Below are 26,111 nucleotides of genomic sequence, written 5' to 3'. Positions count from 1 at the left end.
TTTAGCGCTCAAATCAAGGACTAAAGTCTTTACTACGAACTTATTCTGCATCATCGTCAATTACTGCACTGCGATCGAGTATTAGCAAGTTGCGGAGTTGGTCTGTATCTAGTTCTGTCAACCATTCTTCACCAGCACCCACAACTTGTTCAGCTAGTTGTTTTTTACTTTCAATCATGTCATGAATTTTTTCTTCTAAAGTGCCAGTACAAACAAATTTATGTACTTGCACATTCCGGGTTTGACCAATCCGAAATACTCTATCTGTGGCTTGATTTTCCACGGCTGGATTCCACCATCTATCAAAGTGGAATACATGATTTGCTCGTGTTAAATTCAGTCCTACTCCACCCGCTTTCAGAGAAAGAATCATAATCGGTGGCCCTTGAGGGTCGTGTTGGAAACGGTCGATCATTTCCTCTCGTTGTTTTTTGCTGGTGCTACCATATAAAAAGAATATTTCTCGCCCAAGCTGTTTTTCTAAATAGGGTTTAAGTAATTTACCCCACTCAGCAAATTGTGTGAAAATTAAAGCTCTGTCACCTTCTGCTAAAACTTCTTCTAACATCTCTTCTAGCCGCAGAAGTTTAGCCGAATTATGTTGCTCTAATGTCGCTTGTTTCAAGTATTGGGCTGGGTGATTGCAGATTTGTTTGAGTTTGATTAGTAAAGCCAAAATCATCCCCCGACGTTGCAATCCTTCAGCAGATTCAATCTCTACTAAAGATTGTTCTACAACTTGTTGATAAAGTGCGGCTTGTTCACCAGTCAGACCGCAAAATACGGTCATTTCTTGCTTATCTGGTAAGTCTTGAATGATGTCGCGATCGCTTTTCAATCGCCGCAGTATAAATGGTTGCACTAATGAACGCAATTGACCCAAAGAAGCTGTATCCCCATACTTTTCAATTGGCATGGCAAACCGACGTTGGAAAAATTGCTTATTGCCTAAATAGCCAGGATTCAGAAAATCTAAAATAGACCAGAGTTCTTGCAGTCTATTTTCTACAGGTGTCCCCGTCAATGCAATGCGAAATGTAGCTTCTAATTGCCGCACTGCTTTTGACTGTTTGGCCTCTGGATTTTTCACATTCTGAGCTTCGTCCAAAACAATTATCTGCCAAGAGACACTTTCCAATGACTTGATATCTCGATGAAGCAGTGAGTAGCTGGTAACGATTAAATCGTGCTTTTTTACTGCTTCTAAAAACGCTTTCCCTTTTGGGCGTTTGTCGCCGTGATATTGTAAAATTTTCAGGCTTGGTGCAAATTTATTGACTTCCCTTTCCCAGTTACCTAAAACCGAAGTTGGACAAACTAATAGTGTTGGATTTTCTAGTGCATCCTGTTCTTTAAGATGTAGCAAAAAAGCGATGAACTGCACGGTTTTGCCGAGTCCCATATCGTCGGCGAGACACGCGCCTAAGCCCCAACGTTCCAAGAATGACAGCCAAGCAGCACCTCGTTCTTGATAAGGTCGCAACTGCCCTTTAAAGCCTTCTGGTGTGGGTAAAGGTGCGATCGCTTGATTATTACTTAACGCCCCAATTAACTCTTGCAATGCCCCAGATGCCTCAAAGCTGACCACTGGTAATTTTTCTATTACCTGGGTATCTCCTGTACTGAAACGCAAGGCATCTTCCAGGGAAAGGGCCATTTGATCTTTGCGAGTGGTAAAAAAAGTTTGGGCTGTCTTAATGTCTTGAGGCCGCAATTCCACCCACTCGCCGTTAATTTCCACTAGCGGACTATTTAAAGCCACAAGTTTATCAAACTCAGCTTTAGAAATAGTTTGTCCACCAATTGCCAATTGCCATTGGAAATTTAGTAGACTTTGCAATCCTAAACGTCCCTGCTTTTTCTTTGGGGTTTCGGCTGTAATTTTCAAACCCAAACGATTCGCCCATCCTTCGCGGTTCGCCAAACTAGGAGGCAAAATTACTCCTAAACCACTGTCTTCTAACCTCCAAGCTACAGCTTTGATAAACTCATAAGCTTGCATGGGAGTGATCCGAGAAGATTGGGGATATTCGGTTTCAAAACTGGGTGCGATCGCTGGATATAATCGAGAAGCTAGCCCCAAACCTCGCAAAAAGGTTTCCTGTGGTTGCTCAATTGTCCGATTTTCATAAACCAATCGTTCAACTGGATTGTTCCAAATAGTTGCCGCATCCACTAAAAACTCAGGATCATCAGCTGCTTGCAGAAAATACGCCAATGTCCAATCTGTTTCACCAGACTCTGGAGAACGCAGTTGAAAACAGGTACGAAATAGAGTTTTAAGAGTTAATTGGTACTGTAGCGGCATTGTCCAAGCTTTCAATGCTGCTTCCAGTCGTTCCACTTCAATTGAATCTGCGTTAACTGTATGAGATGCACTAGTTAAAGCTTGCAACCACTGTCGCACCCCACCGGGTAAAGATGCCATCGCTTTAGCTTCCATTGGAGGCTGAGAACCTACCATCCCTCGCACTTGCGTATCTATCGTACTGTTGAGAAATCCCAAAAGTAATTCTTGAGGTTCGGCTGGAAAGTCTACATATATTAGGCATTCGGCATGGTTATTTTCCTTGTCCCCTTGTCCCCTTGTCTCCTTGTCTCCCCCATCTCCCTGATAAGTCCGACAAACCAACGGCATATCCGCAGAAAATTTTTCTAGGCGAGTTCCATCTACAGCACTGTCTAGAAGTACTTGCCATTTAGCAGCAAATGCACCGTCTGATTGCCGTTCAATTCTTGGTAAAAACTTACACCGTGAAATTAAATCTAAACTCCATCGGGAAACTTGCGACCAAAAACGTAAATCTCCTCCTAAAAAAGCATCTTCACCTTTTGCAGCATTTAAGGGAATAGCAGCGAGAAATTTTACTGCCTCGCTGGGGTTGAGACAAAAACCTTCAACCCGCCACGGTTGCAAATATTGCGGAGAGTCTGTTTCTAGCCCCAAGCTGGCAGAATGCACAGGGAAAATTGCAGATGTTCCTTCTGTACTCTCTTCGGGAATATAAGTTGGTAGGGCAATTATATGTGAATGCGTTGGTAAACTGATCTCAGTGGCACTGGCGGCTTTTCGTGTTCGCCCAGTAGTAGCATTTGCAACTTGGGGTTGCTGGATAAATTTGGTAATGGCCATCTTCTGAGAAACCAACCACTCACTCAACTCCACTGATGTCATTGCCAATGGATGTGGTGGGATATCTCCAGTTTCACTAGACTCTAAATTGACTCGTGGCGATCGCCAAGTTTCTCCCCAAATAAATAAACAACCCTTTTGACTTTTTAGTAACCAATTACCGTGTAAAATCGCCATTTGCTAACTACTCAGATTCTTGTAAAATTAAATAATTTAACTCGCAAAGCTCTAACTATTAAATCTTGCCAATAGCATTTATAATCAAATTATTGCATACAAATAATTTTCAAATAATCATTCTGCATCAATATTATTAGTAATGGATTTCCCCATTGTTAAAGTTATAAAAAATAACATAAAAGTAGAACTAGATTATATTCATCCTCAAGAACAGGAGGTTGTAAGAGCATTACTCAATGTTGTAATTGTTGAAGGTAAAACTTATCCCCAAAGGCAACCTCTATCTCAGGCAGAATTTTCAACTTACTGGTTAAGCAAGGATGCCTTTGTTGTCAGGACATCTGTTTTGGATGCTACACACAAACCCAAAGAAATATTGGGGGCGTTTTATTTAAAACCAAACTTCCCCGGTCGGTGTTGCCATATTTGCAACGCTGGTTTTATTGTACAACCTGGGTTGCGCGGTCAGGGTATCGGGCGGTTCATGGGGGAGGCTATGCTCTTGATAGCAGCAAACCTGGGCTACGAAGCAGTAATGTTCAATTTGGTCTTTGAAACTAATATACCTTCAATTACCCTTTGGCAGTCGTTAGGATTTGAGATTATTGGGCGAATTCCTCGTGCGGCGAAGCTAGATAATGAACAGGTGGTAGACGCGCTGATGATGTATCGTGCTTTGGATTGATGACAACTCTTATCTTTGTATGTACTAGAAGTCAGCCCTAGTGCATAAATGTTAGGATTGCCACAGAAAGAGAATAGCGAAAGAGAAGGAAAAAGAACTGAATGGCAGAAGTTGATAAGTCAATATCCTTCGATGGAAGGGATATTCGACTGAAAGTAGGCTTACTAGCTCCCCAGGCAGGTGGGTCGGTTTTGATAGAATCAGGGGACACATCCGTTTTAGTGACAGCTACGCGATCGCAAGCCAGAGAAGGCATTGATTTTCTTCCCCTCACAGTAGATTACGAAGAAAGACTGTATGCAGCTGGTAGGATTCCCGGAGGGATCATGCGGCGGGAAGGTCGTCCACCAGAAAAAACAATTCTCACCAGCCGTCTTATAGACCGTCCCATGCGTCCCTTGTTCCCCTCATGGTTACGGGATGACCTGCAAATTATCGCCTTAACACTATCGATGGACGAGTTGGTTCCACCCGATGTATTAGCAGTTACAGGCGCTTCCATCGCTACCCTGATTGCCCAGATTCCTTTTAATGGGCCAATGGCAGCAGTTCGCGTTGGTTTAGTGGGAGATGATTTCATTATTAACCCCACTTATGCAGAAATTGAAGCCGGAGATTTGGATCTGGTAGTAGCCGGTTCTCCACATGGCGTAATCATGGTGGAGGCGGGAGCCAATCAGTTGCCAGAGCGAGATATCATCGAGGCGATTGACTTTGGTTATGAAGCAGTGCGGGACTTAATCAAAGCGCAGCAAGATTTAGTAGCAGAACTGGGCTTAGTGATAGTGCAAGAAGCACCACCAGAAGTAGACCAGACGCTAGAAAATTATATCCGCGATCGCGCTAACGGTCAGATTAAGAAAATCCTCTCTCAATTTACCTTTACCAAACCCGAACGCGATGCAGCTTTAGATGTCGTCAAGGATGAAATTGCCACGACGATTAAGGAACTGCCAGAAGAAGATCCAATTCGAGTTGCGGCAACTGCAAATAGCAAGGCACTTGGTAACACTTTTAAAGACATTACCAAATACTTCATGCGGCGGCAAATCATCGAAGATAATGTTCGCGTTGATGGTCGTAAACTTGATGAAGTGCGACGTGTTTCTTGTTTAGTTGGTGTTTTACCAAAGCGAGTCCACGGTAGCGGTTTATTTAATCGGGAACTAACTCAGGTATTATCCACTTGTACTTTGGGTACACCTGGGGATGCTCAAAACCTCAACGATGATATGCAGTTAGACCAACATAAGCGTTACCTGCATCATTACAACTTCCCGCCGTTCTCAGTCGGGGAAACCAAGCCAATGCGTTCACCAGGAAGGCGTGAAATTGGTCACGGGGCATTAGCAGAGCGATCGCTAATTCCTGTGTTACCGTCAAAAGAACAATTTCCCTACGTGATTCGCATCGTATCAGAAGTACTTTCTTCCAACGGTTCCACCTCAATGGGTTCAGTCTGCGGTTCTACCCTCGCCCTCATGGATGCTGGTGTACCAATTCTCAAACCCGTCAGTGGTGCAGCAATGGGTCTGATTAAGGATGGGGACGAAGTGCGAATCCTCACCGACATTCAGGGCATTGAAGACTTTTTGGGCGATATGGACTTCAAGGTTGCCGGGACGGATACCGGAATTACCGCCTTGCAAATGGATATGAAAATCCCCGGTTTGTCGTTGGATGTTATTTCCCAAGCCGTCCACCAAGCCAAAGCAGCTAGGTTGCACATCCTGGAGAAAATGCTCGCCTGCATCGATGTGCCACGGACTGAAACCTCACCTTATGCCCCACGTCTGTTAACAATCAAGATTGACTCAGACATGATTGGTCTGGTCATCGGGCCTGGAGGCAAGACTATTAAGGGCATCACAGAGGAAACTGGTGCAAAAATTGACATCGAAGATGATGGCACCGTGACAATTTCGGCTGTGGATGAGAACAAGGCGAAGAGAGCCAGAAACATTATCCAAGGTATGACTCGCAAGCTCCACGAAGGGGATGTCTATGCAGGACGTATTACTCGGATTATACCGATAGGTGCATTTGTGGAATTTCTGCCTGGGAAAGAAGGGATGATCCACATCTCACAACTAGCTGACTACCGCGTTGGCAAAGTTGAGGATGAAGTAGCGGTGGGCGATGAAGTGATTATCAAAGTCCGTGAAATTGATAACAAAGGTCGGATTAATCTCACCCGCTTGGGTATCCACCCAGATCAAGCAGCAGCAGCAAGAGAAGCTGCGGCGGTGAATCGGTAACTCGATTTGGGATTTTAGATTTTATCTAAAATCCGCGATGCCTACTGTGAAGGCATCGCCGTATGCTTCTCAAAATTAGTTGCACGAAATTTATTAAAACTCATACTTGTAAATCTCTCTGATGACTATAAAAGATAAGTAACTAAGCCTAAATAAATTAAAGTTTGTAGTAAGGGCTTTAACCCTAACAATCCTACTTTTGAGCGATTCATCCCTCAAAAGTAGGATTTTATTTTATGTTTAATTTTACTATTATCTTTAATTTTAATTACCTACTTAATACCATATAGCGATTATCAATTGCATTGAAATTGTAGAGAAGGGCAGTAAAATTCAAACCCTTTCTCCTTTTAAGCTATGGTGTACATACAACTCTGTACAAGGTACAAAACGACGTTAGATCCTCCTAAATCCACCTAAAAAAGGGAGACCTTGGTTCCTATTACCGTAGGGGGAATCTAAATGCTGTGAGACAACTTTAAAATACTTGTGTATACACCCTAGCATAGCGAGCTTCTTTGACAGGAGAAAAGTTAAGCAAAAAACGGTATAAAAACACAACTTTTTTAATTTAGGCGCTCGCAAATCATTTAAATTTTATGAAAAAAAAATAGATAGCTTGGCATTTGATAAAACTCATTTTCGATAACCTTTAGTTATCTATTAACATAAAAATAAGAGTTCTTTGAATTTTGCGATCACTACCAAAGCTTTAATTATTTTTAACTAAACTTTAAATTATCATCGATAACAGGGCAAACGCATCTAAAGTATAAGAATCCTTTAATAGCAAGGGTTTTGGCGTTTTTTAATTTAGCCTATTTTTTCATCAAGATCCTTGCCCAGCAAGGGTTTCAGAAATCCCGTGCGTTCGCCCTGTCATCGATAAAGGTAACTTATGTACTTTGCCATTTTTTAGTAGTAGATAATGTTTAACTCTAACAGTGTAGTTATGTCTATTCCTATCGACTTATTTATCAGCCCACATTTCAATTAATTAACAAATATGAAATTAGTAAAAGCTGCTTTAATACCACACTAAATCGAGAGATTTTTCGTATTTTAATTCATTGTTAATTACCTACAAATAAGCCTTGCTATTAAAGTACTAAATATGTCATATTAAGTACTTCATTCAGAACTAAATATATTGACACAATGTTAGCTACATATCTAAAATCTCTTAATGAGAACGATCGAGTTCTCAACAATGAAGGTGAAGATGTCATCCAAGGATTAATTCAAAGTCCCAAAACTTTACCCCCTAAATATTTTTATGATGATTACGGTTCAGAACTATTTGAACAAATATGTGAATTATCAGAATATTACCCAACACGAACAGAAGCATGGATTTTACGCCAATATGCCGATGAAATAGCTCAGATAACAGGTAATTGTGAACTTGTAGAGTTAGGCAGTGGCAGTTCTACAAAAACTCTTTTTTTGCTAGATGCTTACCAAAAAATTGCAAGCCACTGTAGATATATACCCATTGATGTTAGTCATGGCATCCTTAAATCTAGCGTAATAAAATTACAACATAAATATCCAAATCTCTTTGTTGAGGGATTAATAGGAACCTACGAACAAGCCTTGACGAAGCTAGAATCAACATTTGCAGCATCACGGATGATTTTTTTCTTAGGCAGTTCTCTTGGGAATTTTAATCCACGAGAATGTGATAATTTTTTAAGCCAAATTACTAGGACTTTGCAAGCAGGTGACTACTTTCTTTTGGGGATTGATTTACAAAAACCCAAAGAAATTTTAGAGCCAGCTTATAATGATAGTCAGGGAGTAACGGCTGCTTTTAATTTAAATATCCTTTCTCATTTAAATTGGCGTTTTCAAGGTAATTTTGACATCAGCTTATTCACTCACCAAGCTATTTATAATCAAAATGATGCTCAAATAGAAATGTATCTGCATTGCCAAAAGAGTCATGAGGTATCTTTAGAAGCGCTAGATTTGCAAGTTGGCTTTACAGATGGAGAGAGCATTCTCACCGAAATTTCTCGCAAGTTTGATTTAGTAATTATGCAAAAACAACTGGAGACACATGGACTCAAGACTCTGAAAACTTGGACAGATCCCAATCAGTGGTTTGGGTTAATTCTTTGCCAAGCTTAAATTTTGCTTACCAAAATTTGAATTTAAATAGACATATCCGTGAATTAGCTGTTAGAGGTTGTTTGAAAAGTGGTTGACTGTGATTTTAGGCACTAACTGATCCCCCCTAGCCCCCCTTAAAAAGCAGGGTGGATTAATTGTCTAGAGAGAAAAATTAAAACCCTCATTCTTGCGTTCATAAATCCAGTTCCCCTGTTAGCAGGCTGACGAGGTTACGGGGATTACAAATTTTCTCTCCGCACAATTAATCCACCCTGCCTAGCCCCCCTTAAAAAGGGGGGGACCGGAATCAAAGTCCCCCTTTTTAAGGGGGATTTAGGGGGATCTAGAATGTTTTGTCACCGAGAAGAAAACTTTTCAAACATCCTCTTAAACCTTAACTTCCATAGCTTATGGTTTGTTCATAAATGGCACTTACTTAAGGCGGATAGGCATTGATCATCCTACAATATCTCAGTATTTTTAGCCATTTTATAAATGCTTAAGTAAGTGGCATTTGTTTGTTCATGAATATGTTTCATTTATGAAAATTCAACATATCTGGAAAAAATAAACAAAGTCGGAATGCAATCAACAATTAACATTAACAACTTTTTGATTAATGTCAAGTAAATCAACCAGAGTTAATCGTATATCTAATAGCAATTGAGTTATATCATGAACAGTCTTCAATCTACTCATCCGCCTAAACTAGATAGTTGCGATCGCCAAGTTATCCTCGATTATTTTGAGAATGCTTGGCAACTAGAAGATATGCTGATGAAAACTTTAATAGGAGAAGATACATTTTATCTCAATCCCGATCCTTTGAGAAACCCTCTAATTTTCTATCTGGGGCACTCGGCTGTTTTCTACATCAATAAATTAATTAGCGTTGGATTATTAGAAAAAAGGATTAATCCAGACTATGAAATCCTATTTGAAATTGGAGTTGATCCAGAAGTACCAGAGGAATTAAATCAAGCGATCGCTCATTTAGAATGGCCACAAGTTGCACAAACTTGGGAGTATCGAAAACAAGCATATACAGTAATTTCCGAAGTAATTAAAACTACTCCGATTACGCTACCAATTCACCCTACTCATCCCCTCTGGGCTTTAATGATGGGGATTGAACATCAGCGTATTCATATTGAAACCTCTTCGATGTTAATTCGCCAACTACCAGTTGAGAGAGTGAAATGCCCTCAAAACTGGCAATATGCCCCTTTTAATGGCTACACTGCTCAAAACGAAATGATACGAGTTGCTGGTGGGGTAGTAAAGCTGGGTAAAGCCTTTAATGATCCAACTTATGGATGGGATATTGATTATGGCGATCGCACTGTTGAAGTAGAATCTTTTTTAGCCAGTAAATATCTGATTACTAATGCAGATTTTAGTTATTTTGTCAAGTCTGGTGGCTACGACAATCAAGCGTATTGGGATGAAGAATCTTGGCATTGGAAAACTGAAAACAACATCAAATATCCCAAATTTTGGATACCTCAAAATGGCAGTTACAAGTATCGAGCCATGTTTGATGAAATCGACTTACCCTTAGATTGGCCTGTAGAGGTCAATCACTATGAAGCATTAGCTTACTGTCGTTGGCAAGGTAAAAATACCCGTTTAATGAGTGAAGCTGAATATCATTTAGCAACTTATAGTAGCGCTTTGGTAGAAGATGTAGACAATTACAATGTCAATCTAAAATTTGGCTCACCTAGTCCAGTGGGAATGTTAGAAACCGCGAAAAGTTATTCTGGATTGTACGATTTACGCGGAAATATTTGGGAACACTTGAGTGATAATTTAAATCCTTTGTCAGGATATAAGCCTCATTTTCTTTACGAAGATAATTCTGCAATATTTTTTGATAATAAACATCAGATGATGTTAGGAGGATGCTGGATAACTAACGGTACAGAAGCTTTAAAATATTATCGCAACTGGTTCCGTCCTAATTTTTATCAACACGCCGGTTTTAGGATTGTTCAAGATATCAAGCATTAACGCTGACATGAGGTTTTAGAAAAATAATTTTTTGCAGGCTACTAATAGTTACAGAATAGCAGTTTTTACATTTTCCATTTCTCCCTGTAACGATCAGGCTCAATATGTTGCTGAGACAGCAAACATATTACTAGCCCAAAATCTAGGAGGAATAGTACGAAAAATTACCCTAAAATGGAATTGGATTCATGCGAACTACCTTTGTATTTTAATGGCAACGTAAAAACAGGAAATTATTAACTATGAGACCAAATCCTATTCCTCCACAACCCGGTCAAGAGTCAGTTTGGGATTATCCGCGTCCGGCTCGTTTAGAAGATACAAACAAATCAATTCGGATAATTGTTAATAATATTGTTTTAGCAGAAACAAGTAAAGCTAAAAGGGTCATAGAAACTAGCCATCCTCCTTCTTATTACATTCCTTCTGAAGACATTAAACTAGAATATCTAATAGAAACACCTAAAAAAACTTGGTGTGAATGGAAAGGCAAGTGTCAATATTATGATATTAGCATCGGTGATAAGTATATAAATAACGCTGCTTGGCGATATTTTGACCCCACACCTGATTTTGTAACGATTCAAGAATATTATGCTTTTTACCCTAGTTTAATGGATGCTTGCTATGTAAATGATGAGCTAGTTATGTCTCAACCCGGTGATTTTTATGGGGGATGGATTACCTCTGATATTGTCGGGCCATTTAAAGGTAGTCCAGGAACAATGGGGTGGTAATTTTTGACATAAAATTAATGAGTCAGAATTTCTTGAAAATTTTGCCTCATGAATATCGAGTTTAGACAATTATTTAGGATTCCTAGATTCATTGCAACCAACCCCGTCAAACTACGCTTTATCTCTCCAAAAATCAGCTATGGTGTACACACATCTTTCAACAATAAATGTTTCAGATTATCCTAAATTCTCTGATAAATTGGAGGACTTTAAGAAAATTTTCCCCCTTAAAAAGGGGAGTTGGGAGAATCAAAAGCTTGTAGAAGAACTTTAAAAGACTTGTGTGTACACTGTAGCCAAAAATCAAAAGATGGGTTCTCTATATTTAAAGTTCTTAATCAATCTAAAGTCTTAGACAACTTCATGGTGATATGCTCCAAATAAGCTATAGGGAACATAATTCCTGGCTTCTTTGTAGGAGGGTTTAGGGTGTTGAATAACCTGTCCCAAAATCCTTGAATTCCATAGTTTCTCTTGAAACAACTGTGGTGAAGATCGTGAAAATCTGATGGAACAAAAAATATTGATAAGGAACTATGACCTTCAAGGTTGTAAGCATTACCTATAATAGTCCAAGCACATAGTTGGGTGATGTCATACCCAAATATAAAGATAGGCAAAAGGTCTGTAATAGTAACAATAATATATTCAGTTAAACTCTTATGTCCAGCTACAAAACTTGATGAGTCGGCAAACTCATGATGTTTTAAATGTATTTTTTGTAAAAATTTTCTGTGAAGTAGCGAATGGGAAACGTAAAAACAGAAATCAGCAACAATTATTCTCATCAAAAACCATCCAAAATTTGAGAGCAAACTATTTCCTCTATTTACCTCTGGCGCTATGTAGAGGATAATTAAAGCTGCTATGAAACTTTTGATTTCTCCAGTAATGATGCCTTTGGCAGTAAATGAAGGAAATGGTTGTGTTTTGACTTTCTTAACTCTGGCAGTTAGTTTCTCTCTTAAATTATCATTCTTTTTAATTACCTTTTCGATGAAAAGACCAATGCTATAAAATGAAATAGAACCAACAAGCCAGTATAACAGCACTTGAGTTATAAAATTGAGTTCTATATTGTGCAACAACCAATAAAATATTTGCTGAACAATAGTGCAAGTAATAGCAATTTTTAGATAAAATTCAACCTCGAAGCAGAAATTAAAAAACTTTCTCATACCTGCATCCTTTTAGTAGTTATGGGATTAAAGCCTTTTTGCAAGTATAAATTATTTATTTTTGGATTTCACCAGATTATAAATAGGGTTTCTCAATTGTATAGGATAAGAACAGCCCCTTCTGGCTAGCGTTGGTGACTAAGCCTCAAAGCCTCTCTCCTTTTAGGAAAGAGAAATGGAAGTGATACCAAAATCATCGCATCCATAGATGATGTGTAGCAGCTTACCGCAGTATATGAGAAGCGCAATGTAGCAATCTGATTTGCAGGTATCAATTAGGCGATCGCAAAAATTTTCAGTCTACTAACATTTGTAATTATTTTATCGCTATCTACTTAGTGACATAATTTTTGTGACTAGGAGATTTTTAGTGATTAGAAATTTTAAACATAACGCAGCAAATGATACAATTTGGATTGGATTAATGCGAACTTGTTTTACCTTTTAATTGCAATGTGAAAAAAGACATGAAATTACCAAAATCAGATTAAGTTAAGTGGGCGTGAATAATTGTCGTTGGGATAAGGCAATAGGGAATAGACAACAGGCAATAGGTATAAGGGTTTTAGGCTAGTTCATTTTTATTTACATAGTTTGTTTTTATTGTGCCAACTTACTTAGTAGAACTTTCCCAACTAAAAATCCTCAATTCAGAAGGCGCTGACTGGATACAGGAAAACCAACATTCTCTATGCGATCGCATTCTCTATGGATGTAAAGAAACATTATTCAATCAATTAATTTGATGCAAATTGAAAATACGTTGCGTTTAAAAGGAATAATGCTGCTTATCCTTGTTAATGTAATTAGCGCTACAACTTTTCCATTGACTAAAGACATCGTTAGTAATCTTCCACCAAGTGCATTGATTGCTACACGCTTTGTCATAGCAGCAGCAGTTTTTGCTGTAAATTTACGCAATATTAACGCACTTTTACTTCGTGATGGTACAGTACTAGGTCTTTTCCTGTTCTTTTTCTTAGCTATAGAAACAATTGCACTCAAGACTATACCAGCGAATCGAGCTGCATTCATTGGCAGTTTGAACGCACTCATCGTCCCGCTACTAGCATGGCTGAGTGGTCAGCGCGTACCGTTGAGAACTTTCCTAGCTGCTGGAGTCGCTGTGATCGGTATTGGCGTGATGTTTTGGGAAGGGGGAGAACTAGGAATTGGCGATCTGTTGATGTTCGTTGATGCTTTTGTCTATGCAGGCTACATAATTTTCCTAGACCGGGTTGCGTCTCGTCACCCCACCTTAACGCTTACCAGTGTTCAACTTTTGTTCATTGCGGTGCTAGGTCTGCTCTGGAATAATACCCAAATTCTTAACCAATTTGAGGTAATTCACCAGCATTGGGGAGTAATTGTCTACTTAGGTCTGTTGGCGACGGCTGCTGTTATCTGGCTGCAAACATTGGCACAGCAATGGGTTTCAGCCGACGAAACAGCTTTACTTTATACACTTGAGCCATTGTTCGCCACAATTTTTTCGTTTTGGCTACTTGGAGAACATCTGGGAATACGCGGTCTAATTGGCGCGATTCTTGTCTTAGTTGCTCTGCTTCTAAGTCAAAGCCCTCAAAAGCTTGAGCCGGAAGCAAAAGTTGAGGTACAGAGCAGTTAACGAGCTTTCACCTCGAAAGTGAAATCAAACTAAGCCAAGTTTGAAATTTGGAAGCAAGAAATTTAAACATAGTGGGTCTTTATCTATGAATACAATAGAGTCAATTTCAGCTGTAAAGCTCAATTTTCATGTCACGATTCAGGAAACAGCAAAAGGAAGAGGAGTATTTGCTACGAAAAAATTTGCCAAAGGGGAAACTGTTGTGGTGGGTATCCCAATTGAAGAAGTTCCCCAACGAACAATTTATTCCTTTCAGATGGATTTTAATTTGTATGTCAACCTAGATGAGCCTGCTGTCGTAATTAATCATTCTTGCGATCCAAATACTGGTGTAAGCAACAATCTGTTTGGGGGATATGACTTCGTTGCTTTGGGCGATATCGAAGCAGGTGACGAAATTACCTGGGACTACGAAACCACTGAATATGAATCAATAGCTGTCTCGCGGTGCTTGTGCAAATCTCTATCCTGTCGAGGAAAAACATTAGGATTCAAATTACGCGAACAAATGTTGCGCGATCGCTATGGAGAGTACATTGCAGATTATCTCAAAATCTAAAGCAAAAGATGTTATTTAAAATGCACCTATTCTACGCATTTTAAATAACATCTATAGCAGTATGAAAAATAATTTTGCGTAATTTCAAAATCATTGTGGAGACGTTTCATTGCAACGTCTCTACATTCAGATCCTTGTTTTGCTTAAGCTTTTTTCAACCAGCTAAACATAGCGCGTAAATCTTTACCAACTTCCTCAATTTTGTGTTCAGATTCTTTGCGACGCATGGCGGTAAATCCTGGTTTACCAGCTTGGTTTTCTAGAACGAATTCTCGTGCAAATTGCCCAGATTGAATTTCGCTGAGAATTTTTTGCATTTCAGCTTTGGTTTGTTCGGTAACAATCCTTGGCCCACGGGTGTAATCACCATATTCAGCAGTGTTAGAAATGCTGTCGCGCATTTTAGCTAAACCGCCTTCTACAACCAAGTCAACAATCAGCTTGACTTCATGCAGACATTCAAAATAAGCCAATTCTGGTTGATAACCAGCTTCTACCAAAGTTTCAAATCCGGCTTTGATTAAAGCACTCAAACCACCGCACAATACTGCCTGTTCGCCAAATAAATCGGTTTCGGTTTCTTCGCGGAAAGTGGTTTCGAGAACACCAGCGCGAGTACCACCAATACCTTTAGCATAAGACATGGCGCGATCGCGTGCCTGACCACTAGCATCTTGATAAACTGCAAACAGCGCTGGTACACCTTCCCCACCTTCATAAGTCCGCCGTACCAAATGCCCCGGCCCTTTTGGTGCTACCATCACCACATCTACATTATCTGGTGGTACAACTTGCCCAAAGTGAATATTGAAACCGTGGGCAAAAGCTAACACATTTCCTTCTTCTAGATTGGGTTCAATCTCGTTTTTGTAAATCGTTTTTTGGACTTCATCAGGTAACAAAATCATGATGAAGTCAGCAGCATTGGCAGCATCTGCGACATTCTTCACAGTTAACCCAGCAGCCTCAGCTTTTGCTACTGACTTACTACCCGGATATAGTCCCACAATCACATTCAAACCACTATCTTTGAGATTGAGAGCGTGGGCATGACCTTGAGAACCATAGCCGATGATAGCAATAGTTTTTCCAGCCAAAAGGTCTAAATTGGCATCTTCGTCATAGTACATCCGGGCCATAGAAGCATCTCCTGTCAGCAAGCATCGTCATTTATTGGCAGGCTTACGATTGTACCTCAAATTGAGTAACACAGATGACTATAAATAACGCGATGTGCAACTTATTCTTAGAACCCTACTTCCATTCCTCTCCCCGAAACGGAGAGAGGCTTTGATTCTTGCTCCCCAACGCTAGCAGGGAAGGGGCTGGGGGTAAGGTTTGAAAAAAAGTTGCACACGGCGCTAAATAATTCAATTTATCTCTTTGGACTAAGGGGAGCAAGGGACAAATGACAAATTACAAATGACAAACCTGTTACATAAATCGCAACAATACAGGTTTTGAGTATTCTTTCAGCAATACTAGGTTTAACTTCATCCATCTAAGGATAGATTATGTACGCTTCGACTAAATTGCCGCGCACATCTGCTTTATTTGTGAGTGCATTATTAGGAGGGTTGATTTTCACTAGTTGTGCCTCTTCCTCTCAGTTAGCAAATAAGCAGTTACCTCGAATTGCGGCTGATAGCGCGGGAAATTCAGCATCTGCACCGGCTAGCGAAAGCAGGATTTCCCAAAAGGCGGAAACTGCACCAATAGCCCGTTCTCGCCCCCAACTCATCAAAAAAGCAGCAATCTCTTTGACTGTCAACTCTGTAGATAAAACTGTTGATGCTGTTTCGCAAATTATCAATCAACAGCAAGGGGATTTAATCGGGTTGAAACAACAACAACCCAAAAGTGACAACCCGCGTTACACAGCAACAATCCAATTGCGGATACCAGAGGATCGGCTAGAACCTACCCTAGAACAGCTAGCTAAATTGGGCACTGTTGAGAGTCGTAATATTACTGCGGAAGATGTAGGCGATCGCCTGGTGGATTTCCAAGCCAGATTAACAAATTTGCAAAAAACTGAAGCCAATTTGCAAAAAATTATGGATCGGGCGGGTTCTGTTAGAGATGTGCTTAGTGTCTCCCAAGAATTGAGTAATGTCAGACAAACAATAGAACAAATTGATGCCCAACTGAAAAACCTCAAAAATCAAGTTGCTTATTCCACAATTACGCTGAACCTAGAAGCAGCAGTTTCTAGCACCAGTCCCCAACCTGCTTTTGGTTTGCAAGTTCAGGAAACTTGGAATAACTCTACCCATTCTTTGAGTGCATTTTCTGTTGGCTTACTCAAACTGGGTATTTGGTTAATTGTTTACAGTCCCTATTTGTTAATTTTTGCTGCTCTTATCTATGGCTTTAACCGTTGGCGGCGAACTCATTCACTACGTTTGACACAAACACCAGAATCAACTCGTTCTGAATGAATTTGCATAAATCCTACATCTACCGTTGATAAATTTACATAAGCAAAGAGTATGTTAAATATTGCCAAATCTTATTGTCTAACCCTCTATCTTTAAAAGTTCTATTTATCTTGTAGTTTTGATTGCTTTAATCATTCTTCAAATGTAAACAGGAATACAAAATATATGATGACAATTTTGATACAAATTTGTTAAGAATAGTTACAATAGTCAGAATACCGGATAATATTTCTTATGGTAAATTCTCTTGACAATAATCCACCTCATAAAGTAGTTATTGTTGGTGGTGGTTTTGGAGGACTGTATGCGGCAAAAACACTCGCCAAGGCAGCAGTAAACGTTACTCTCATCGATAAACGTAACTTTCATCTATTTCAACCCCTTTTATATCAAGTCGCCACAGGTGCGCTATCTCCGGCTGATATTTCTTCACCGTTGCGTTCTGTCCTCAGCAAGAGCAAGAATACGAAAGTGCTGCTGGGAGAGGTGAATAATATCGATCCAGAAGCAAAACAAGTGACTGTGGGCGATGAAGCAATAGCTTACGATACGTTGATTGTTGCCACAGGTGCAAAGCATTCCTACTTTGGCAAAGATAACTGGGAAGAATTTGCCCCAGGCTTGAAAACTGTAGAAGATGCCATAGAAATGCGTAGCCGGATTTTTTCAGCCTTTGAAGCCGCAGAAAAAGAAACCGATCCAGAAAAACGCCGTGCTTGGTTAACCTTTGTAATTGTGGGTGGTGGCCCAACTGGTGTAGAGTTAGCGGGTGCGATCGCAGAATTGGCAAATCAAACCCTCAAAGAAGATTTCCGCAACATCGACACTTCAGAAGCGAAGATTTTGCTATTAGAAGGTTTGGATCGGATTCTGCCACCCTTTGCACCAGAGTTATCACAAGAAGCGGAAGCATCCCTGACGCGCTTGGGGGTGGTTGTCCAGACAAAAACACTGGTAACGAATATTGAAAATGATACTGTTACCCTCAAACAAGGCGATGAAGTTAAAGAAATTGCCTCAAAAACGGTATTATGGGCAGCAGGTGTAAAAGCTTCAGCAATGGGAAAAGTGTTAGCAGAACGCACAGGTGCTGAGTGCGATCGCGCTGGACGGATTATTGTTGAACCTGACTTGAGTATTAAGGGACATCCCAATATTTTTGTAGTTGGCGACTTAGCAAATTTTTCTCATCAAAATGGTAAACCTCTACCGGGTGTTGCACCTGTAGCCAAGCAAGAAGGTGAATATGTGGCAACATTAGTCCAACAGAGACTTGCAGGTAAAAGTTTGCCACCTTTTGCTTATACAGATCATGGTAGTTTAGCAATGATTGGGCACAATTCTGCTGTAGTCGATTTGGGCTTTATCAAGCTGAAAGGTTTCTTTGCATGGCTGTTTTGGCTAGTGATTCACATCTACTTCTTAATTGAATTTGACAACAAATTAGTAGTAATGATTCAGTGGGCGTGGAATTACTTTACCCGTAATCGCGGAGCAAGATTGATTACAGGTAAAGAATCAATCACGGAGTTTGTAATTTCAGCCGATAATAAACAGCCTGTAAATGTCTAATTGGCAAGAGGTGATAGGTGACAGGTGATAGGTGATAGGTGATAAGGAATAATCTGTACCCTGTAACCTTTACCCTATTCCCTTCTTCACTCCCCACTCCCCGCCCTCATAAATTAGCAGTAAGCTATTTGAGGGCGTTTTTCATAATCTATATAATGGCAACTATTAACGACAACTACCTGAAACTGAAAGCGGGTTATCTATTTCCAGAAATTGCTCGGCGGGTGAATGCCTTTGCAGAAGCGAATCCTGATGCTAAAATCATCCGGCTAGGCATTGGTGATGTTACCGAACCTCTACCGGAGGCTTGCCGCACAGCTATGATCAAAGCTGTGGAAGAGATGAGCGATCGCAATACCTTCAAAGGCTACGGGCCAGAGCAAGGCTATGCTTGGTTACGGGAAAAAATTGCTGCTCACGATTTCCAAGCACGGGGAGCCGATATAGATGCTTCCGAAATCTTTATCTCCGACGGTTCCAAGTGCGACACCGGCAATATTCTAGAAATCTTTGGTCATGACAATCTAATTGCCGTTACTGACCCAGTTTACCCCGTGTATGTAGACACTAACGTGATGGTGGGTAATACGGGAGATGCCAACGATAAAGGCGAGTTTGAAGGCTTAGTTTATCTACCAATTACGGCTGATAACAACTTCATCGCAGAGATTCCCTCAAAGAAAGTCGATTTAATTTATCTCTGCTTTCCCAATAACCCCACTGGCGCAACTGCTACCAAGGAATATTTAAAGGCATGGGTGGACTATGCCAAAGCTAATGGCTCGATTATTTTCTTTGATGCAGCCTACGAAGCTTATATTACCGATCCATCGATTCCGCACTCAATTTATGAAATAGAAGGTGCAAGAGATGTTGCGATCGAGTTTCGGTCTTTTTCCAAAAATGCAGGCTTTACAGGAACTCGTTGCGCCTTAACCGTTGTACCGAAGACACTCACAGGAAAAGCCGCCGATGGTTCCGATGTCGAACTGTGGAAACTCTGGAATCGTCGCCAGTCTACCAAATTTAATGGTGTTTCTTACATTGTTCAACGGGGAGCCGAAGCGGTTTACTCTGAGGAAGGACAGGCACAAATCAAAGCATTGGTTAGTTTCTATCTAGAAAACGCCAAAATTATCCGCGAGAAACTCACAGCCGCCGGATTATCAGTTTATGGTGGCGTGAATGCACCTTACGTTTGGGTAAAAACGCCTAATGGTTTATCCAGTTGGGAATTCTTTGATAAGTTGCTGCAAACCGTCAACGTTGTGGGGACACCTGGTTCTGGCTTTGGTGCTGCGGGTGAAGGTTACTTCCGCATTTCGGCGTTTAACAGCCGGGAGAATGTCGAAGAAGCGATGAAGCGGATTACCGAGAAGTTTAAGGTGTAGAGCGATCGCTTTTGTTAAACTCAATCTATTAGTCTAAAGGTTACGGTGGGCTGTATTATCCACCGCAACCTGATAGATATTGAATTTTCAATTTTGAATTTTCAATTTTGAATTGGAGCGAAGCGACATGACTGCTGCTATCCCCGTTTTCAAAGCTGTTAGCCGGATGCAGTTAGCACCTGGTAGCGCGGTGAGTATTCCTGATGTTAGCTGGCAAGAATTTGAATCTATTTTACAAGAATTGGGAGAAAAAAGAACTACACGAATTGCCTACAGCCAGGGTACTTTAGAAATTATGGCTCCTTTACCAGAACATGAAATTCCCAAAGATTTAATTTCTGATATTGTCAAAATATTGCTAAAGGCTAAAAATATCAGATATCAACCTTTTGCTTCCACCACCTTTAAACGGCAAGGTGTAGCAGGAGTTGAACCTTATGCTTGCTTTTATATTCAGAATTATCAACAAATGATTGGTCATCGCCGCTTACAACCTGATGATCCGCCCCCAGATTTAGCCATTGAAACTGATGTCACATCGAAAACTACTCTTGATGCTTATGAAGCCATTGGAGTTCCAGAATTATGGGTTTACGACAGTGGAAACCTTTCTATTTATTTGCTAACAGATGGGAAATACATAAAATCTAATACCAGTCCTAATTTTGAAGATATAGCTATTACTCAGATTATCCCTGCTGCCGTGGAACGCAGTTGGCAAGTAGGAAGCTTTCAAGCTTTGGAAGAATTGGAAGCGATGATTTAGTAAATAAAAATAGGCAGTGGATGGTATAAAAATAATTTGTTTTTGGTCGAATTAATATTTGTTTCTTTGAGTGATTAACAATAATATAGCTGCGATCGCAAACAAGCTCCCAGCGATAAATGCTGCCTCTGCTCCCAGTGTTTGCCACAACCCACCAGCTAGGAAACTGGCAGGTAAAAGCGCTAGTCCTACAGCTAAGTTGAGGAATCCAAAAGCAGTGCCGCGCAGATTTGCAGGTATGCTATTTGCCACTAACGCTAACAGCAATCCTTGACTCATGCCCAGATGTAGACCATAAAGAGCAAACAATCCCCAGGCTTGCCAAGGTGCTTGTACGAAGGCAAAGCCCAGATATACTAGAGAGTATAGGAAAAATCCGCCTACTAGTAGCCAAAATCTACCCAAGCGATCGGAAAGTATTCCTAATGGGTAGGCGCTGAATGAGTAAGCCATATTCATCACCACTAATGTCAACGGGATGAGTGAGGCAGAAATCCCTATTTGCTCGGCTCGCAGCAACAAAAAGGCATCGCTAGAGTTTCCTAAATTGAATAGCAGCGCCACTGCTACAAGTACCCAATATTTTTGACCCAAACTGCGTAAACCTTCCCATTGCAGAGGATTGCTTCGGCTTACTTGAGTTTGCTTTGTCCTTGGTTCTCGCACTCCTACTGTTAATAAAGCCACCGCCAAGAAACCAGGGATGAGTGCTAGCCAAAAAACAAGGCGGAAGTTGTTTTTGGAAACAGTCATTAAGGCAAATGCTGCCAAAGGCCCCAAAAATGCTCCGATAGTATCGAGAGATTGGCGCAATCCGTAGGCTGCACCGCGTACCTCTGGATTAGTAGAATCGGCAACTAAAGCATCACGGGGTGCTACACGAATCCCTTTGCCAATGCGATCGCCAAATCGAGCTATTAACACCCCAGTTGGGCTTGTAGCTATAGCAAATAGTGGTTTAACAAAGGTAGATAAGCCGTACCCAAACACTGCTAATCCCTTGCGATGTCCCAGATAATCACTCAACGCTCCCGAAAAGATTTTTAAAACTGAAGCTGTTGCTTCTGCAATGCCTTCGATAATGCCCACAGTCAAAACATTTGCCCCTAAAACTGACACCAAAAATAAGGGCAATACAGAATGAATCATCTCAGAGCTAATATCTGTCAGCAGACTGACAAATCCCAATACCCAAACAGTGCGGGGAATTGTCTGGAAAAGTTTCTTTTGTAGTTGCATATTTCCTGTTTACCTGACTGGCATTTACTACATCAACTCTGTAATTCTTGAGAACCAATAGGTGATTTCTGGATCGCTAAAAGTAGTCAATCTAGCAATTTCTCTGGCAAGTTGGTAGGCTTTCTCACCTTTAGGATGTTGAGCCAAACCAGCATGATTCAGCAGAACATCCTTCAAATCCCCCAGATATGTGGGTACGTGACAATTCCCCCGAAGCTCCATGCTACCGATAATGGGACTCCAATCAATGCTTCCAACTTTATGATTCAGACTCATAATTTTTATGAAATGCAACATGTGTTTCATAAGTAGACTAGCAATAAAATAAATTTAATGCAACACCTGTTACAATCTATCTATGGACAGAAAGTGTTGGAACTTATTGGTGTACAAAGTACCCGCACAGCCTTCGACGCAACGGGTGTATGTTTGGCGTAAACTCAAGGGCTGGGGCGCACTTTATCTACAGCAGTCAGTGTGTGTGCTACCGCATAGAGAAGACTTGCAACAACATTTGGCAGAATTAAAAACAGACATTACAGCAGGTGGTGGTGAAGCGGATTTATTGACTATTTGGATTGATCAGCCTGAGCAAAACGCTATGTTGGTAAATCGTTTCCAACAGCAGGCAGATCAAGAATATCAAGAGTTTTTGGGGCAATGTCGGGATTTGCATAGCGAATTGAGCGAGGAACGAAAAATAGGTAATCTCACCTTTGCAGAATTAGAAGAGAACGAGGCGGAACTAAATAAACTGCGTTCTTGGTTGCCTAAAATCCACGCTCGCGATTTGTTTGATGCACAAGGATACTCTCAAGCCATTGAAGCTTTTAAGGCGTGTGAATTAGATTTTCTGCTATTTAGCGAACAGGTGTATGAAGCAGAAGGTATAGACTCATAATCTTATTTATTGGAAATCCATAATGGCGTAGACGTAGCCCAACCTAGGCATGGCACTTGCAATTTCTATCTGGAATAAACAATTTATTCCTATAGATAGATAACAAGAATAAATAAATTAGTATTCGTAAAAGTTAAGTAGGAAAACCGTACTTGTCTGATAGGTTTTCTGTACTATATATCTAAGTTTAGCTGGATACAATCAAAGTATGGCTTAAGTAATGCTGTTTTCTAGAAAATTCATACAGCATTAATAGGAGAGCGAAAATATGGGAAATCAAGTGAAAACAGCTGCTTTACTAGCTGCATTAAGTGGTCTTTTGATCGCAATTAGTTACTGGGTAATTGGCGGTAGTAGTGGCTTAATAATTGGAATTGGCTTGGCAGCAGCAACAAACCTATTTTCCTGGTATCAATCAGATAAGATTGCTCTGGCAGTATATCAGGCCCAGCCTGTGAGTGAAGGAGAAGCACCAGGACTTTATCGGATGGTGCAGAGACTAAGCGATCGCGCTAACATTCCTATGCCTAGAGTTTACATTGTCCCAAGCCAAGGTGCTAACGCCTTTGCTACTGGGCGCGATCCCGAACACGCTGCTGTAGCTGTCACCGAAGGCATTTTGAATATATTGCCAGATGATGAACTCGAAGGTGTTATCGCCCACGAACTCACCCACATTATTAATCGTGACACCCTAACACAAGCTGTTGCTGCTACCGTTGCTGGTGCGATCTCATTCCTAGCGCAAATGGTGAGTTATAGCTTATGGTTTGGCGGTGGTTCACGAGATAACAACAGAGGCGGTAATCCTCTGGGCGTTTTGTTAACAGTAATGCTTGCGCCATTAGCTGCAACGATTATTCAGCTAGCAATTTCGCGCACACGAGAATTCTCTGCTGATGCAGGTTCAGCTAGGTTAACTGGTAATCCCCGTGCATTAGCTAGGGCATTACAACGCTTAGAAGCCTCAGCAAAACAGATCCCTTTAAATGCCAATCCAGCTTTTGAACCGTTATTAATTATCAATTCTATCTCTGGACAGTTTTTAGGTAACTTATTTTCCAGTCACCCTGCTACAGAAGCAAGAGTTGCAGCATTATTGAAATTAGAGCAACAACTGCCAACAAAAGCTTATTGATTTGTCATTTGATGTAGTTTTCATCCAAGAGTAAATTTTGCAATTTAAGGATGTTTTAACTATGAATGCTAACAACATCGAATCCTTTGAAAGCACAGTCATTGAATCTACAGAATCCATAGTAATTGTAGAAATTAGTTCTCAAACCGACGAACTAGTAGAAACCGAAATGGCTAACGAAAGTGATGAAGTGAAGCGCGAAACTAAAGCGCTGATTGAGGCACTAAAAAGACGCGCTCAAGCTGAGGCTGATTCAGCAGGAACTCTCACACGTGAAACCTATTTGAAAGCTGTGCGACAAGCACGAGAATTGGTTGAAGGCAGAAAACTGATGCAACGCGATCGCTTAGAGGACTCTTGGGCGGTAATTCAGGATGAAGTTGAGAGAAACTGGTATTTATTGATGAAAGACTTAGTGGACTTCAATTTTCGCCTGCAAAAGGCGGCTATTGCAGCTTGGGAAACCTTCAATAATCCTTACTCTCGTTAGTTTGCCGAATTTTCCCTATCTTGAACTAAAGTTAAAGTCTGTCCCTCTCCGACTCGGAGAGGGACAAGTTTTGTGTAGTAAGGGATTTCCAAGAAATAAATTATCGAACCACAGAGGCGCAGAGAACACAGAGTGAAGAGGAATGGAGAGATTTTGCAATCGACTTGGGGATATTTTTTATTTGAAAGTTCTAAAGCTAGGGGGAGGTCTTTTTATATAGATTTTGCGTCGCGGATAAGATAAAGAGGTAACGTAGCTCCTCACACAAGTAGCAATGACTTCAACCCTGCGGAAATTTACTCGTCTTCATAGCCCAACTCTGCATCAGTTACCCAATGGTTTGACAATCATAGCGGAGCAGATGCCAGTTGAAGCTGTAAACCTCAACTTATGGATTAAAGTTGGTTCAGCCGTCGAATCTGATGCCATTAACGGTATGGCTCACTTTTTAGAACACATGATTTTTAAGGGAACAGAACGATTGGCTAGCGGCGAGTTTGAACGTCGAATTGAAGAACGGGGTGCTGTCACCAATGCCGCTACCAGCCAAGACTATACTCATTACTATATAACTACTGCCCCCAAAGATTTTGCCCAGCTTGCTCCATTACAAATAGATGTAGTATCAAATGCTAGTATTCCCGATGATGCTTTTGAACGTGAGCGATTAGTAGTTTTAGAAGAAATTAGGCGTTCAGAAGATAATCCCCAACGGCGGACATTTCGCCGGGCAATGGAGACAGCATATAATGAGCTACCTTATCGTCGTGCGGTATTGGGGCCAGAATCGGTAATTGCCGAACTTAAACCCCAGCAGATGCGGGATTTTCATCATAGTTGGTATCAACCCCAGTCAATTACTGCTGTAGCTGTAGGCAATTTGCCTGTGGAAGAATTAATTGCGATCGTGGCTGAAGGATTTACAAAAGCTAATAAAACTCAGCACTCCCCACTCCCCACCCCCCACTCCTCACTAAATCCTGAGTCACCATTTACAGAAATTGTCCGTCGAGAATTTATAGATGAAAGTCTCCAGCAAGGCAGGCTATTGATGCTTTGGCGGGTTCCAGGAATGGTGCAGTTAGATCGCACCTATGGATTGGATGTTTTAGCTGGAGTTTTGGGACACGGACGGACATCAAGACTGGTGAGAGATTTACGAGAAGAACGGGGATTAGTTTCTTCAATTTCTGTGAGCAATATGAGCAATCAGCTGCAAGGGACATTTTATATTTCAGCTAAATGTGCAGTAGAAAATTTAGCAGAAGTAGAGAATGCGATCGCTCAACATATTCGCACAGTCCAAACCGAGTTAATCACAGAGTCAGAAATTGCCCGTGTACGGCGGCGAGTAGCGAACAGATTTATTTTTGGCAATGAGACACCAAGCGATCGCACTGGGTTGTATGGTTACTATCATTCCTTGGTGGGAGATTTAGAACCCGCCTTTAACTACCCAGATTATATTCAGAGTCAAGAGGCAACTGACTTAATGCAAGCAGCCAAAGAGTATCTTTCCCCAGATGCTTATGGTGTAGTTGTCGTTAAGCCGTAAAGTGAAGAAGGCAGGAGGCAGGAGGCAGTGTTTCGACTACGCTCAACAACCAGGCAGGAGGTTGGAAGAAGAATTTTTCCCCTGCTCTCTGTCCCCTGCTCCCTCATCCCCACTCCCCAATCCCCAATTTAAT

21 protein-coding genes are annotated in these 26,111 nt (G+C 40.8%); 16 read left to right on the top strand and 5 right to left on the bottom strand.

The genetic code is table 11. The annotated features are described in order from the left end of the window. Window positions 1–40 precede the first annotated feature (40 nt). A complete protein-coding gene (locus FD724_RS20425; RefSeq protein WP_179073893.1) occupies window positions 41–3,310 on the bottom strand; it encodes a DEAD/DEAH box helicase in 3,270 nt (1,089 codons plus the stop codon). Window positions 3,311–3,452: 142 nt separating this feature from the next. On the opposite strand from FD724_RS20425, the gene FD724_RS20420 reads away from it, so the two are divergent. The 5 genes from FD724_RS20420 (at window position 3,453) to FD724_RS20400 (ending at window position 11,121) form a co-directional block, all read left to right on the top strand. After that, a complete protein-coding gene (locus FD724_RS20420; RefSeq protein WP_179073892.1) occupies window positions 3,453–3,998 on the top strand; it encodes a GNAT family N-acetyltransferase in 546 nt (181 codons plus the stop codon). Between the two features lie 101 nt (window positions 3,999–4,099). After that, a complete protein-coding gene (locus FD724_RS20415; RefSeq protein ID WP_179073891.1) occupies window positions 4,100–6,256 on the top strand; it encodes a polyribonucleotide nucleotidyltransferase in 2,157 nt (718 codons plus the stop codon). Between the two features lie 1,158 nt (window positions 6,257–7,414). After that, the gene (gene egtD / locus FD724_RS20410) at window positions 7,415–8,389 is read left to right on the top strand and encodes an L-histidine N(alpha)-methyltransferase (protein ID WP_179073890.1); all 975 of its coding nucleotides are present in this window, start codon (window positions 7,415–7,417) and stop codon (window positions 8,387–8,389) included. A gap of 657 nt (window positions 8,390–9,046) precedes the next feature. Next, a complete protein-coding gene (gene ovoA, locus FD724_RS20405) occupies window positions 9,047–10,384 on the top strand; it encodes a 5-histidylcysteine sulfoxide synthase (RefSeq protein WP_179073889.1) in 1,338 nt (445 codons plus the stop codon). A 242-nt stretch (window positions 10,385–10,626) separates the two neighbouring features. Then, window positions 10,627–11,121 (top strand): DUF427 domain-containing protein, encoded by a 495-nt coding sequence (locus tag FD724_RS20400; RefSeq protein WP_114081279.1) that lies wholly within the window; start codon window positions 10,627–10,629, stop codon window positions 11,119–11,121. 338 nt (window positions 11,122–11,459) lie between these two features. On the opposite strand, the gene FD724_RS20395 is transcribed toward FD724_RS20400, so the two are convergent. Continuing rightward, a complete protein-coding gene (locus FD724_RS20395) occupies window positions 11,460–12,299 on the bottom strand; it encodes a sterol desaturase family protein (protein WP_179073888.1) in 840 nt (279 codons plus the stop codon). 605 nt (window positions 12,300–12,904) lie between these two features. Between FD724_RS20395 and FD724_RS20390 the strand changes: the two genes are divergently transcribed. From FD724_RS20390 to FD724_RS20380, 3 genes are all read left to right on the top strand, one after another. Beyond that, window positions 12,905–13,045 (top strand): hypothetical protein, encoded by a 141-nt coding sequence (locus tag FD724_RS20390; RefSeq protein ID WP_159402525.1) that lies wholly within the window; start codon window positions 12,905–12,907, stop codon window positions 13,043–13,045. Window positions 13,046–13,080: 35 nt separating this feature from the next. Beyond that, complete coding sequence (locus FD724_RS20385; RefSeq protein ID WP_245245949.1) at window positions 13,081–13,926, top strand: DMT family transporter; 846 nt, start codon at window positions 13,081–13,083, stop codon at window positions 13,924–13,926. An 85-nt stretch (window positions 13,927–14,011) separates the two neighbouring features. Continuing rightward, window positions 14,012–14,485, top strand: a complete 474-nt coding sequence (locus tag FD724_RS20380; RefSeq protein WP_179073887.1) for an SET domain-containing protein — start codon at window positions 14,012–14,014, stop codon at window positions 14,483–14,485. Between the two features lie 143 nt (window positions 14,486–14,628). Here FD724_RS20380 and ilvC read toward each other — a convergent pair whose 3' ends face one another. Next, window positions 14,629–15,624, bottom strand: coding sequence for a ketol-acid reductoisomerase (ilvC, locus tag FD724_RS20375; RefSeq protein WP_179073886.1), 996 nt, complete (start codon window positions 15,622–15,624; stop codon window positions 14,629–14,631). A 375-nt stretch (window positions 15,625–15,999) separates the two neighbouring features. Between ilvC and FD724_RS20370 the strand changes: the two genes are divergently transcribed. The 4 genes from FD724_RS20370 (at window position 16,000) to FD724_RS20355 (ending at window position 20,655) form a co-directional block, all read left to right on the top strand. Further along, on the top strand, window positions 16,000–16,926 hold the full coding sequence (locus tag FD724_RS20370; RefSeq protein WP_179073885.1) for a DUF4349 domain-containing protein: 927 nt from the start codon (window positions 16,000–16,002) through the stop codon (window positions 16,924–16,926). A 234-nt stretch (window positions 16,927–17,160) separates the two neighbouring features. After that, window positions 17,161–18,498, top strand: a complete 1,338-nt coding sequence (locus tag FD724_RS20365) for an NAD(P)/FAD-dependent oxidoreductase (protein WP_114081285.1) — start codon at window positions 17,161–17,163, stop codon at window positions 18,496–18,498. 155 nt (window positions 18,499–18,653) lie between these two features. Further along, the gene (locus FD724_RS20360) at window positions 18,654–19,889 is read left to right on the top strand and encodes an LL-diaminopimelate aminotransferase (RefSeq protein WP_179073884.1); all 1,236 of its coding nucleotides are present in this window, start codon (window positions 18,654–18,656) and stop codon (window positions 19,887–19,889) included. Window positions 19,890–20,016: 127 nt separating this feature from the next. Continuing rightward, window positions 20,017–20,655 (top strand): Uma2 family endonuclease, encoded by a 639-nt coding sequence (locus tag FD724_RS20355; protein WP_179073883.1) that lies wholly within the window; start codon window positions 20,017–20,019, stop codon window positions 20,653–20,655. 51 nt (window positions 20,656–20,706) lie between these two features. Here FD724_RS20355 and FD724_RS20350 read toward each other — a convergent pair whose 3' ends face one another. Further along, window positions 20,707–21,894, bottom strand: a complete 1,188-nt coding sequence (locus tag FD724_RS20350) for an MFS transporter (protein WP_179073882.1) — start codon at window positions 21,892–21,894, stop codon at window positions 20,707–20,709. Between the two features lie 27 nt (window positions 21,895–21,921). Beyond that, window positions 21,922–22,170, bottom strand: coding sequence for a hypothetical protein (locus FD724_RS20345; RefSeq protein WP_179073881.1), 249 nt, complete (start codon window positions 22,168–22,170; stop codon window positions 21,922–21,924). A gap of 109 nt (window positions 22,171–22,279) precedes the next feature. Here FD724_RS20345 and FD724_RS20340 point away from each other — a divergent pair, with 109 nt between their 5' ends. The 4 genes from FD724_RS20340 (at window position 22,280) to FD724_RS20325 (ending at window position 25,978) form a co-directional block, all read left to right on the top strand. Beyond that, window positions 22,280–22,795 carry a Chromate resistance protein ChrB gene (locus FD724_RS20340; RefSeq protein ID WP_256874325.1) on the top strand — a complete coding sequence of 172 codons (516 nt, stop codon included), beginning with the start codon at window positions 22,280–22,282 and terminating at the stop codon, window positions 22,793–22,795. Window positions 22,796–23,063: 268 nt separating this feature from the next. Then, the gene (locus FD724_RS20335) at window positions 23,064–23,933 is read left to right on the top strand and encodes a zinc metalloprotease HtpX (RefSeq protein ID WP_114081288.1); all 870 of its coding nucleotides are present in this window, start codon (window positions 23,064–23,066) and stop codon (window positions 23,931–23,933) included. Window positions 23,934–23,994: 61 nt separating this feature from the next. Further along, window positions 23,995–24,423 carry a hypothetical protein gene (locus FD724_RS20330; protein ID WP_179073879.1) on the top strand — a complete coding sequence of 143 codons (429 nt, stop codon included), beginning with the start codon at window positions 23,995–23,997 and terminating at the stop codon, window positions 24,421–24,423. 274 nt (window positions 24,424–24,697) lie between these two features. Beyond that, window positions 24,698–25,978: a pitrilysin family protein gene (locus FD724_RS20325; RefSeq protein WP_179073878.1), complete on the top strand. Its 1,281-nt coding sequence runs from the start codon at window positions 24,698–24,700 to the stop codon at window positions 25,976–25,978. Window positions 25,979–26,111: the final 133 nt, after the last annotated feature.

Source organism: Nostoc sp. C057 (assembly GCF_013393925.1).
GTDB classification, from domain to species: Bacteria; Cyanobacteriota; Cyanobacteriia; order Cyanobacteriales; family Nostocaceae; genus Nostoc; species Nostoc muscorum_A.
The sequence above is the reverse complement of the archived record's forward strand: the minus strand, read 5'-3'. Positions and strand labels throughout refer to the sequence as shown.